Origin of the sequence: Sulfitobacter undariae (assembly GCF_014196805.1) — a bacterium.
In the GTDB taxonomy this organism is placed as follows: domain Bacteria; phylum Pseudomonadota; class Alphaproteobacteria; order Rhodobacterales; family Rhodobacteraceae; genus Sulfitobacter; species Sulfitobacter undariae.
The window spans coordinates 21,188-32,417 of the sequence record NZ_JACIEI010000002.1 but is presented as its reverse complement, the minus strand read 5'-3'; the positions used below and the strand labels follow the sequence as shown (position 1 = coordinate 32,417).

Annotated in this window: 10 protein-coding genes and 1 riboswitch; of the genes, 3 read left to right on the top strand and 7 right to left on the bottom strand. The window is 57.3% G+C overall.

Translation table 11 applies throughout. The annotated features are described in order from the left end of the window. Positions 1-2 precede the first annotated feature (2 nt). From GGR95_RS03530 to GGR95_RS03500, 7 genes are all read right to left on the bottom strand, one after another. A complete protein-coding gene (locus tag GGR95_RS03530; RefSeq protein WP_246423272.1) occupies positions 3-1,130 on the bottom strand; it encodes a cobalamin biosynthesis protein CobG in 1,128 nt (375 codons plus the stop codon). Further along, complete coding sequence (gene cobN, locus GGR95_RS03525) at positions 1,127-4,429, bottom strand: cobaltochelatase subunit CobN (RefSeq protein ID WP_184562872.1); 3,303 nt, start codon at positions 4,427-4,429, stop codon at positions 1,127-1,129. The genes GGR95_RS03530 and cobN overlap by 4 nt, the downstream gene beginning before the upstream one ends. Before the next feature lie 6 nt (positions 4,430-4,435). Next, positions 4,436-5,494, bottom strand: coding sequence for a cobalamin biosynthesis protein CobW (gene cobW / locus GGR95_RS03520; protein ID WP_184562870.1), 1,059 nt, complete (start codon positions 5,492-5,494; stop codon positions 4,436-4,438). Further along, complete coding sequence (locus tag GGR95_RS03515) at positions 5,487-5,900, bottom strand: DUF1636 family protein (protein WP_184562868.1); 414 nt, start codon at positions 5,898-5,900, stop codon at positions 5,487-5,489. The genes cobW and GGR95_RS03515 overlap by 8 nt, the downstream gene beginning before the upstream one ends. A gap of 93 nt (positions 5,901-5,993) precedes the next feature. Then, positions 5,994-6,200, bottom strand: a riboswitch (cobalamin riboswitch). Between the two features lie 86 nt (positions 6,201-6,286). Next, a complete protein-coding gene (gene coaBC, locus GGR95_RS03510; RefSeq protein WP_184562866.1) occupies positions 6,287-7,483 on the bottom strand; it encodes a bifunctional phosphopantothenoylcysteine decarboxylase/phosphopantothenate--cysteine ligase CoaBC in 1,197 nt (398 codons plus the stop codon). A 62-nt stretch (positions 7,484-7,545) separates the two neighbouring features. Next, complete coding sequence (locus GGR95_RS03505) at positions 7,546-8,352, bottom strand: ChaN family lipoprotein (protein WP_184562864.1); 807 nt, start codon at positions 8,350-8,352, stop codon at positions 7,546-7,548. Continuing rightward, positions 8,349-9,227: an RNA polymerase factor sigma-32 gene (locus GGR95_RS03500; RefSeq protein WP_184562862.1), complete on the bottom strand. Its 879-nt coding sequence runs from the start codon at positions 9,225-9,227 to the stop codon at positions 8,349-8,351. Before GGR95_RS03500 ends, GGR95_RS03505 begins: the two co-directional genes overlap by 4 nt. A 96-nt stretch (positions 9,228-9,323) precedes the next feature. Between GGR95_RS03500 and cobU the strand changes: the two genes are divergently transcribed. From cobU to GGR95_RS03485, 3 genes are all read left to right on the top strand, one after another. Continuing rightward, positions 9,324-9,845, top strand: a complete 522-nt coding sequence (gene cobU / locus GGR95_RS03495) for a bifunctional adenosylcobinamide kinase/adenosylcobinamide-phosphate guanylyltransferase (protein WP_184562860.1) — start codon at positions 9,324-9,326, stop codon at positions 9,843-9,845. Further along, on the top strand, positions 9,842-10,426 hold the full coding sequence (locus GGR95_RS03490; protein ID WP_184562858.1) for a histidine phosphatase family protein: 585 nt from the start codon (positions 9,842-9,844) through the stop codon (positions 10,424-10,426). The genes cobU and GGR95_RS03490 overlap by 4 nt, the downstream gene beginning before the upstream one ends. Positions 10,427-10,507: 81 nt before the next feature. Continuing rightward, positions 10,508-11,185, top strand: coding sequence for a glutathione S-transferase (locus tag GGR95_RS03485; RefSeq protein WP_184562857.1), 678 nt, complete (start codon positions 10,508-10,510; stop codon positions 11,183-11,185). The last annotated feature ends 45 nt before the right edge of the window (positions 11,186-11,230 follow it).

Sequence of the window (11,230 nt, the reverse complement as noted above, 5' to 3'; positions counted from 1 at the left end):
CTCTAGAAAACTCCGGTCAAAAGGTCTGTCGGGCGTAGCCCTGTTTTAACAGGCGTATCGCTGACGCGCCCGTCTTTTACGAGTGAAAATGTGTCGCCTTGCGCAATCAGAACAACATCTGCAGTGCCAGAACGTGCGCAGCCTTTGGCGCAGCCAGAGACATGTAGTCTGCCTTTGGACAACGGTGCCAATTGCCGCGCTAAAATGCGGGTCTGTGCATGGGCCGAGGCGCAGTGCGGCGCGCCCACGCAGGCATCAACACGCAAGAGAGGATCGGCAGGATTGGCAATGAAAGCAGGACCAGACGGCATCTGGCCACCCTCCAGCAACAGCGCACGCCACGGCGTAAGGCGCAGCCCTTTAACCCCCGTTGCAAAGCACGCCAGCAGCGCTTGCGCATCAATCTGCCCAAACGGCGCAGCAACCAAGGCCCCAAACGGTGACAGACCCAAAACGGGTCTTGTGGCAGGTGCAGAGGCTTTTACGGCGGTCCATTCTTCCGGCAGAGGCGAGTTAGCAACCACCGCAGACATGCGCCGCGCATCCGGTGTGATATGATCAGCCAGCCACTGTGCCATTTCAATCAGCGCAGGTATTGCAGTCTCGGGTGTGACGGCTCGCCCAGCAGGGCAGTCCTCTGCACGTAAGATCAGCCCATCTGCACCTTGTTCAAGACGGATGTCGGCGGGGTCTTGGGTCAACAGCGGCCCCGTATCCGCGCAATCAATGGCAAATCCGATTTTAGCAGGCAATCGGGGCAGTTCTGCCAGCCGTTCCAATAGTTCCAGTCCAAGAGTCTCAGCTAAATCCCCCCCTTCCCAGAACGGTGTCACCAGAATATTGCGACGGCCTTCCATCTCAGGGTCGGCGTCCAGCAGACCCAAGGCGCCCAGCCGTGCCACAACCACCTCATGATCCGCTTCGGCAACACCACGGATTTGCAGATTGGCGCGGTTGGTCAGATCAATGTGACCCGAGCCATATTGCAACGCGACTTCACAAAGCCCTGTGGCCTGCTCTGCCTCTATTCGCGCCATACGCGGACGAATACGCACAACCAGCCCGTCCACCGACATCATCGGTTTATACGCGCCCGGACACCAGCCCTTGACCATGGGGGCGGCGGTCATTCCAACCGCTCCATATGCGCCAAAATCGAATTGCGTCGCGTTTGCCACAGGCCCGCTTCCAGCAAAGCCGCAAAACGAGCCTGCATCGCGGCATGCGCTTGCGGATTGGCGTCCCGTAAAAACCCGTCAGTTTCAGGATCACCCAGAGTCACATCATGATAGAGATCAAACAGATGTGGCGACACGGCCCCCGCCAGATGGGCAAAACTGGCCATGTGATCCAATGTTGCAGCGATTTCGGCGGCACCGCGAAACCCGTGCTGTTTCATGCCTGCAATCCATGCGGGATGCGCTGCGCGGGCCTGAACCACACGGGCAATTTCTTCACTCAGACCGCGAGCACGAGGGCGCGTCGGATCGGTGTTATCTACATGGTAAAGTTTTGCCGCCCCACCCGTGACCCGCTGCGCGGCAGCAAAGCCTGCTTCATGCGCCGCGTAATCATTGGCCAATAGCAAATCGGTTTCAGGCAGGTCTTGCAGGTGCACAAAACTATCCGCCGCCGCAACGCGGATTGCGATGCCTGACGCATCTTGTGCCGCGTGGTCGCCATCCAGCGCCCAACTGCTCGCCTTGAGCCACGCTTCGCCTGCTGCCCGCCTGCTGTCTTCGGTATAGATGTCCAACGCCTTGCCCATGCCAAGGCCGAATTCCCCCGGTGCAGGCCCATAAACACGCGCCAAATCCTCACGCCCTACAAACGGATTCCAATCGCTAGCTTCCTCGCGCTGCGCCAAGGCGCGGATGGCTTGGGCGAACAAGGCGGACAGTGTCGGGAATACATCACGGAACAGACCAGACACCCGAAGCGTCACGTCGATACGTGGGCGGTTCAACTCAGTTATAGGCAGCACTTCGATGCCGGACACACGTTCTGATCCCGCATCCCAGATAGGGCGCACACCAAGCAAACACAGCGCCATGCCGAATTCTTCTCCGGCGGTGCGCATCGTCGCCGACCCCCAAAGATCAACGATAACATTGCGCGGCCAATCGCCTTCGTCTTGTAAATGGCGGCGGACAAGCTCTTCTGCCAATGTTTGACCCTGCGCATAAGCCGCCCGTGTTGGCACGCCGCGTGGATCGGTCGTGAACAAGTTACGCCCTGTGGGCAACACATCACGCCGCCCCCGATAAGGCGATCCAGACGGCCCCGCAGAAATGCGCCGCCCGTTCAAAGCATCCAACAACGACTGGCGTTCGCTTTGTACGGAATTAGCGGTGGCAAAAGGCGCGTCTGTGGCGGGTGCCCTGCCCCAAATGTGCAGGCCCTCGCCAAACTGGCTTTCTTTGATATCACAGACAAAACGGTCAATGCTGGAAATTACCTCGGCGCTGCAACTGGCCTCATCAAGGCCCAGATCACGTTCAACCCCTTGCGCCTGCGCCTCTGCGCGAATGTCACCTTGCAGCCTATCGCGGCGGCGCGGGTCCAACCCGTCGGCGTTCGAAAACTCGTCCAACAAAGCCTCTAGCCGCGCCAAACGGTCAGGCGTGCCACTCTCTATCATCGGCGGGGGAATATGGCCCAAAGTCACTGCGCCAATCCGCCGTTTGGCTTGTGCGGCTTCACCCGGATCGTTGACGATAAACGGATAAATAACGGGCAACGCCCCTGTCAGCGCCTCGGGCCAGCAGGCATCGGATAGGGCCACAGATTTACCCGGCAACCACTCCAACGTGCCATGCGCGCCGATATGCACCAAGGCATCACTGCTTTGCTGTGCCCAAAGGTAAAAGGCCACATAGGCATGACGCGGGGTGCTGGACAGGTCGTGATAGCTTTCTTCACGGCCTTGAGACATGCCGCGTTCGGGCTGAAGCGCGATTGTGATATTGGCGTGCTGCCTTGCGGCAAACCAGAATACGCCGTCATGGCAATCCGCATCGTCCTCGGCTGCGCCCCATGCTGCTTGCAGGTCGTCTTGTAAGGATTGCGGAAGATTTTCCAGAGCGGATTTATACTCAGACAAAGGCCAACTTAGGTGCTTGTCTGCAAGAGCATCCTCTAAAGGCAGGCGCGCCTCGCCGCCCAGATTATACCCTGCGTCTGTCAGGTCTTGCAAAATAGCATCGGTGGACTGCAACGCATCCAACCCAACCGCATGGCCCATGTTCCAGTCTTTGCCCGGATAGGTAGACAGCAGCACGGTCACGCGGCGCTGTTCAGGTGTTTTTGCAGCCAACCCAAGCCACCCCATCACACGCCCGCAAATGGCGTGGATACGGCTGTGGTCTGGGGCGTGCACGTTGCGTGCGAATTGCAAATCGTCGTCACGCTGGCCCATTTCTTTGAACGATGCGACGCCCGCCAAAATGCGCCCGTCAACCTCGGGCAGCACCACATGCATCGCAAGATCAGCGGGTGACAATCCGCGCTCCGATGTTGCCCAAGCCTCCCGCGTGGAAGTGGCCAACGCAACTTGAAAAACAGGCACATCTGCCGCATCTAACGGCGAAGTCCCGTCATCGCCTTTGCCAGAAAACGCAGTAGCATTCACGATGGCATCTGGCTGGAATTCGGCAAGCTGTTCGCGCAGCCATTGGGCCGCCTCTGGCGATTTCAGGGAGGGGGCGAAGAAGGCTGTGACTGCGCAACCGCGTGCCCGAAATTCACTAAATAACGCAGCCATGGGGGCAAGGTCAGCCGCCACCAGATAGGAGCGATAGAATATGATCGCAATGCGGTGCGTGCCCGTTTGTGCCTGCCCCAAGGTAGCAAGCGACGCGGCGGGGCCAGCCTCGGGTGTCCAAGCACCAAAGGGCGGCACACCTTTATCGCCCGGGACAGGCCCTGCATATAAACCTGCGGCCAAAGACAACTGCGCCAAGGCAGCCTGTGCTGCAACGACACCCCCTGTATCGCACAGATGTGTTAAACGGCGCAGCGTGGACACAGGCAAAGTCGAGATTTCATCTAGCCTGCTGTCTTCTCGGCCATCGGCAGGAAGCACCGCCAAAGCAATGCCACGTGCCTCGGCCAAGGCCTTGATCTGCTGAAGACCGTAAGGCCAGTAAGGCACGCCACCGATCAGGCGGATCAATATGCCCCGCGCCCCAGCCAGCGTTTGTTCAACATAGGTATCAACCGACAGCGGGTGTTTTAGCGCGGCGATATTGGCCAAGCGAAGCGAGGGCAGATTGCCCTCGCGCCCGCCGCCGCGATGCCAGCCTTCCGCGAAAGCGCCCAGATCGGAATCCGAGAGCGAAAGCACCACCAGATCAGCAGCATCCTGCCCCAGATCTGTGGGTGTCTCGGTCTCTTCCAACCCATGACTTTCGCGAAAGATGACATGCATCTGCGGTTATCCCGCCGCTTGGGTTTGCGCCGCGCCCAAGGCAGCACGGATCACATCTGGGTTAATGTCATCATGCTCGGCGATCACCACCAAACGACCCTGACGCGCCTCGGCTGGGCCCCATGGGCGGTCATACTGATGACGCACCCGCGCACCAACCGCTTGAACCAACAGGCGCATAGGCTTGCCTGTCACTGCGGCATACCCTTTGATCCGCAGGATGTTGTGATCGCGTGCCAAACCCTCGATGGCGGCCACCAGATCAGCAGGATCAGCCTGTTCGGGGATATCTACAACGATAGATTCAAAATCATCGTGCTCGTGATCATCATGTTCATCATGGTGGCTGGGCCGCGCATCCAGATCATCTTCGGCTGCCGCCTCAAGACCCAGAATAATACGCGGATCAATGGCACCTTCGGCGACTTCGATCACGGGCAAAGGGCGTGGGGTTTCTGCGGCGATGATTGCTTTGGCTTTGGCCACACCTTCTGGGCCGGCCAGATCGGGTTTGGTCAGCAAGATGATATCTGCGCAGGCGATCTGATCTTCGAACACTTCCGACAAAGGTGTCTCGTGATCAATGCTGTCATCGGCCAGACGCTGTGCATCCACCGCGGCGACATTCGGGGCAAACCGACCTGCGGCAACCGCCTCAGCATCGGCCAGCGCGATCACACCATCAACAGTTATTTTGGAGCGGATATCGGGCCAGTCAAACGCCTTGAGCAATGGCTTGGGCAGCGCCAACCCTGAGGTTTCGATCAAGATGTGATCGGGGCGCGGGTCTAGCGCCATCAGGGCCTCAATTGTGGGGATGAAATCATCCGCAACAGTGCAACAAATACAGCCGTTTGCCAGCTCCATAATGTTTTCAACGGGGCAATCGGGAATGGCGCAGCTTTTCAGAATCTCACCATCCACACCCACATCGCCAAATTCGTTGACGATGACAGCCAAGCGCTTGCCGCCTGGATTTTGCATCAAGCTGCGGATCAGGGTTGTTTTGCCAGAGCCCAGAAACCCTGTAATTACAGTCACCGGTAGTTTTGCAAGATCAGTCATTTTCGGCCTCCAGAGGCTGGTTCATTGGGGGTATACGCGCAACACAGTTGCGTTTGAAGTGTTCGGGGCGTTCACGCCATGGGATCACCCCGTCTGACGTCGCACTATAACGTGCGGCCCCCTTGAGGATCATTTCCGGATGTTCTGCCTCATCAACGTTGGCAAATACATATGTCCACCTGTCGTCGCCGCCCCGCAAGGCTACGGTACAGCCGTGATCGCAATTTTGCAGACAGTCAACGGGCATCACCCGCACACCTTCCGGCACTGCCATGTCTGTAATCCTATCATACAAGGCTTGGCCCGGGCGGCGATCATCCGCCGGTATTTCCTGCCCACGGCGACATTTGACACAAACCAATAGCTGCGTCGCATCGCCGATTGAGGGTAGTGCTTGTTCTTTCATAGTCCACGGTCCCATTCTGAATGAGACGCGGGTCTGATGACGAGGCTGCAGCTGACATGCTGCGCGCACCTCGGCACCGGAACACCCCGTCCGGTCTTGGCATGTGTGCTGGCAGGTCTCCCGGCTCACGAAATTTGGGGCAATCGCCCTTCGGTGTCTCTGCCTTCCCAGCGATAGCCAGTGGCGGTGAGAACCCTTTTTCGTTCACGGTCGCGGGGGCGGCTGCACTTCACCAGAGGTTTCTGGACGCACATTCCCTTTTCACCTGTTCGCACAGGCACCAACACTGGGGCAAATGGCCTCAAACCTTGTGACTTGTCAAGAACACGGAGTGTACAGCGCCTCGCTGGACATCTTTTTCAGAATGAAAGCGCTGACACCATCGCTCAGGTGTTGATCGCGCTGGCAATGCGGGCCGCCAATTTCTGCGCAACTGCGTCTTTGCCCATGCGTGGCCATTCCTCGGCCCCTGCGTCACTGATCAAGGTCACGGCATTTTCAGCACCGCCCATGATCCCCGTAGCAGGGGAGACATCGTTGGCCACGATCCAGTCACACCCTTTGCGCAGGCGTTTGGCGGTCGCGTTTTCAAGGACGTCGTTTGTCTCGGCAGCAAAGCCTACAACCAATGGAGGGCGGCCTTGTTTCATCTGACTTACCCCGTGAAGGATATCGGGATTTTCCGCAAATTCCAACACAGGCAATCCGTCTTTGGTTTTCTTCAGCTTGCGGTCAGAGGCCGAACTGACCCGCCAATCGGCAACCGCCGCTGCGAACACCGCCGCATCAGCGGGCAAAGCCGCTTCAACCGCTTCTTTCATCTGCTGGGCCGTTTGCACCGCGATCACTTCAACCCCATCGGGGGGCGGCACATCTGCGGGACCCGTGACAAATACCACCTCCGCGCCCAGCGCTGCCAAAGCACGCGCCAAGGCGGTGCCTTGTGCCCCGCTGGAGCGGTTGGCGATATAGCGCACGGGATCTATCGGTTCGTGGGTCGGGCCGGACGTCACAAGGATACGGCGACCCTTTAGCGGGCCATCTGCCAGCTTTGCTTCAATCGCGGCAACGATTTCCATTGGCTCTGACATGCGTCCCGGACCATGTTCGCCGCAGGCCATATCGCCTTTATTAGGCCCTACAACAGCGATGCCATCCCCCAGCAAAGTCGCAAGATTACGCTGGGTTGCGGCGTGTTCCCACATGCGCACGTTCATTGCAGGGACAATCATCACCGGTGTGTCAGTGGCCAACAACAGCGTTGAGGCCAGATCATTCGCCAAGCCCCCCGCCATCTTTGCCATCAAATCAGCCGTGGCAGGGGCAACCACCACCAGATCAGCCACACGACTTAGCTGGATATGGCCCATCTCGGCTTCATCTCCCAGATCGAATAGATCACGGAAAACCTTGCTTCCTGCCAGTGCGGATACGGAAAGGGGGGTTACAAACTCTTCCGCAGCGCGTGTCAGAACCGGCGTTACAACCGCGCCTCTTTCACGCAAACGGCGGATCAGATCCAGCGATTTGAATGCTGCAATACCGCCACCTATAATCAGCAGAATATGTTTACCAGCTAGCATGTTGCGCCCCCCGTTATGCAATTGGGTACAACATAAGGGCCGTTACCCCACAGCGCCAGACCCTACTGCGCAAACGCTGCGCAGGGATCATCGCGTTTTGGCGCAGGAGCATCCAACGTGAGAGAAAATTCGCCCTCTACGTCATTGCCCTCTTCGCCCTGACCCAGGGCAAACACCTCTACGTCAGGCGCGGCAAATGCCATCAAAGCAGGCGCCGCCCAATCCATACGTGCATGGCCATTGCCCGTGATCACCACCACAGGACCGCCCGTTTGCTCAACCGCACGCAGGGCCGCATCCGCCAAGGATGCATCGCGCAGACGTTGGGCATCAACCATCACAGGCAGCATTTCTATTGGCAGCGCGTTGCAATGCGCCACAGCTTGCAATGCCTCGCGCGCGGCTTGTTGGTCAGGTTCTGTGGGTTGATCAAGCCCAAAGGCGGGGGCAAGCGGGTGATCCGCCAATGGCTGTTGAAGTTGGGTACTCAACACATCACGGGGCACGCCCGCACCATATATCACGGCCTTTGGTGCAGCGGCAAATATCGGGAAATACATGTCAAAAGAGGGCCAGTTGCTGTCCGCCCAACCAATCGCAGCATCAAGATCACCTTGATCTGTCCATTCAAAGTTCGCGGCTTCGGCTTGTTCAGGTGTGAGCATCTCAAAAACCACGGCGCGGGGCGACAATGCCGCGACCCATTCCGCCTGCCTTTGGTGATGCTCAGGGTTGTCATGCTGTTCTCCCAACACCACAATTTGTGCGTCACGGGCAACCGCCGGAATTTCGGCAGCTACGGAAGTGGAGAAAAACGCGACCATTAGGCCAGCGCTTAGAACTGTGAGAGGCGTTTTTAATCTTTTCATGTTAAAAAGTGGAACACTTCTTGGGACTCCGTTTCAAGCGATTTCCGCATTTTCTGAAAGGCGCCGGCCTCCAGTTGCCGCACACGCTCTTTGCTCAGGCTCAACTCTTTGCCCAGACATTCCAACGTACGCGGTTCATCGCGCAACTTGCGCTCTCGGATGATGAACTGCTCGCGCTCGTTCAGCGCCGCCATCGCAGCCAACAGCCACTCACGCAATTGTTTGGTATCATGCGTATGCTCAACGTTTTCAGCGGCCTGTGCGCTATCATCCTGCAGCGCATCAATCCATTCGCGGCCTTCATCCTCATCGGACTGCGTTGCATTCAACGAAAAATCAGACCCAGACAAACGCCCATCCATCATCTCTACGTCACGCAAAGGCACGCCAATCTCAGCCGAGATCATCTGAAGCAACTGATGCTTGTCCAATGTCTCGCCTGCGCTGTTTGACTCCCGCTCAATCCGCGCTTGCACGCGGCGCATGTTAAAGAACAATGACTTTTGCGAAGAGGTAGATCCCGTGCGTACCATCGACCAATTGCGCATCACATGATCTTGGATAGACGCCTTAATCCACCAGACCGCATAGGTCGAAAACCGAACACCACGGTCAGGATCAAATTTTTCAGCCGCTTTCATCAGGCCCAGTCCAGCCTCTTGGATCAGGTCATTCATAGGGGCGCCATAACGTCTGAACTTCGACGCCATCGAGATGGCCAATCTCATGTAAGCGTTAATCAACCTGTGAAGCGCTTCAACATCCTTCTCGTCCCGCCACGCATAAGCCAGCTTCAATTCTGTCTCTGCATCCAGCAGCTCGGCCTTCATTGCCGTGCGGGTGAGTGAAAAATCCTGCGCAATTGCCCTAGCCATTTGATCCAAATCCCTGTTTCATTGTGTCGACTTGTGGTGACGCCTTGTTATATCTACGCACCAGACAGGGAATTAGTTCACGGAAGGTCGAAAAAAATGTTGCCCAATGGGACATTCGTTCTAGGCGGAGCTGCTTCTGGGAAGTCGGAGTGGGCCGAAAATTACATTCTTTCCAATAACTTGAAGGCCACTTACCTTGCCACGGGCTGGGCTGGTGACGATGAAACAAAATTGCGCGTCAAGGTCCACAAAGATCGGCGTGACGGGCGTTGGCACACGGTAGAAGAGCCTCTTGATCTAGGGCTACCCCTTGCCAATCTCAGCGCCGATACGCCTGTGTTAATCGACTGTGCGACCATGTGGCTTAGTAACCAAATGATGCAGCAAGCGGATATAGGTAAAGCGACCGACATATTGCTGAACGCCCTACGCACCTGCGCCGCGCCGTGGGTCATCGTCTCAAACGAAGTCGGACACGGGATCGTTCCAGACAATAAACTGGCCCGCCAGTTCCGTGAGGCCCAAGGGCGGCTGAACATCGCATTGGCCCGCCAAGCAGATGTGGCGGTGTTGGTGGTTGCGGGCCTGCCGCAAATATTAAAGGGGCAGCTTTCATGACCACGTGGCATTGGGTCCGGCATGGCCCCACACATGAAAAAACCTTTGTGGGTTGGCGCGATGTCCCTGCTGATTTGTCTGACACAGATTTGATTAACCGCGTGCGCAATCACTTACCTGACAGAGCATTGCTGGTGTCATCCGACCTTATCCGCTCGGTCACAACGGCAGATGTATTGACCCTGCCCCGCCACACTCGCCTTGCCCATGAAACAGACCTGCGCGAGATCAATTTCGGCATTTGGGACGGGATGCGTTTTGATGCGGTCGCAGCCCGTGACCCCCAGCTTAGCCGCGCCTTTTGGGACAACCCCGGTGACATCCAAGCCCCAGATGGTGAGAGTTGGAACCAAACCCAAGCGCGGGTCAGCGCCGTGGTGGATCGGTTGAACGCGGAGCACCCTGACGCCCACATCATCGCCGTTGCGCATTTCGGTGTGATCCTGACACAGGTTCAACGTGCACTTGGCGTCACAGCCGTTGCAGCGATGGCCCATAAAATCGACAATATTTCGGTCACTACTTTACGACATCAAGGGAAAGACGATTGGGAGGTCGCGCAGATCAATCACGTGCCGTGATGGCCTTGCAAACGCAAATGAATTTGTCTGCTTGAACAAAGACGCATAGCGTTACCGCAGATGTAGCAAGAAGTATAAACAATGACATATGAACTTTTTATCGGTGACCGCACCTTCTCAAGCTGGTCTTTGCGCGGCTGGTTGATGTTGCATAAATTTGATTTGCCCTACCGCGAGACAATGATCGGCCTCTATAGCGGGACAATGGCACAAGACATGGCCACGCTTGCGCCCGCCCGATTGGTGCCTGCCCTGCGCACGCCAGAAGGCGACGTGATTGGCGAAAGCCTCGCTATGGCTGAGACTTTGGCCGAACGGCACCCGGATGCAGGGTTGTGGCCCGCTGACCCGACAGCACGTATGCGCGCCCGCTGGCTTTGTGCCGAAATGGTTGCTGGATTTGGCGCCCTGCGGGGCGGTTGCCCAATGCAACTGGCGCATGTGGATGCAGATTTTGTGGCCTCGGAAGAGATCAAGTCCGATCTGGCGCGGGTTGAAACCCTCTGGGCCTTTGCCCGCGAAAAAGCCACAGATGGCCCATGGTTGTTTGGCGCCTACTCGCTGGCTGATGCTTTCTATGCGCCTGTCTGTGCACGGATCACAGGTTATGCGCTACCCGTATCAGAGGCTGCACAGACCTATTGTAACACAGCGATAAGCGACCCTGCTTTTCAACAATGGCGTGCTGAAGGGCTAAAGACCACATATGATCCATTCCCCTACGCCCCTGTAGGACGCGCAGAAGCTTGGCCCGCATAATCAGCGTTAACCATTCTTAAATCATTAACCCTGTACCGTTAATCC

What these genes read in the sequence shown, in the direction of transcription:
- GGR95_RS03490 (WP_184562858.1), top strand. Translation starts at nt 9,842, where the DNA reads ATGACCACGTGGCATTGGGTCCGGCATGGCCCCACACATGAAAAAACC.
- coaBC (WP_184562866.1), bottom strand. Translation starts at nt 7,483, where the DNA reads ATGCTAGCTGGTAAACATATTCTGCTGATTATAGGTGGCGGTATTGCA.
- GGR95_RS03515 (WP_184562868.1), bottom strand. Translation starts at nt 5,900, where the DNA reads ATGAAAGAACAAGCACTACCCTCAATCGGCGATGCGACGCAGCTATTG.
- GGR95_RS03485 (WP_184562857.1), top strand. Translation starts at nt 10,508, where the DNA reads ATGACATATGAACTTTTTATCGGTGACCGCACCTTCTCAAGCTGGTCT.
- GGR95_RS03500 (WP_184562862.1), bottom strand. Translation starts at nt 9,227, where the DNA reads ATGGCTAGGGCAATTGCGCAGGATTTTTCACTCACCCGCACGGCAATG.
- GGR95_RS03505 (WP_184562864.1), bottom strand. Translation starts at nt 8,352, where the DNA reads ATGAAAAGATTAAAAACGCCTCTCACAGTTCTAAGCGCTGGCCTAATG.
- GGR95_RS03530 (WP_246423272.1), bottom strand. Translation starts at nt 1,130, where the DNA reads ATGACCGCCGCCCCCATGGTCAAGGGCTGGTGTCCGGGCGCGTATAAA.
- cobN (WP_184562872.1), bottom strand. Translation starts at nt 4,429, where the DNA reads ATGCATGTCATCTTTCGCGAAAGTCATGGGTTGGAAGAGACCGAGACA.
- cobU (WP_184562860.1), top strand. Translation starts at nt 9,324, where the DNA reads ATGTTGCCCAATGGGACATTCGTTCTAGGCGGAGCTGCTTCTGGGAAG.
- cobW (WP_184562870.1), bottom strand. Translation starts at nt 5,494, where the DNA reads ATGACTGATCTTGCAAAACTACCGGTGACTGTAATTACAGGGTTTCTG.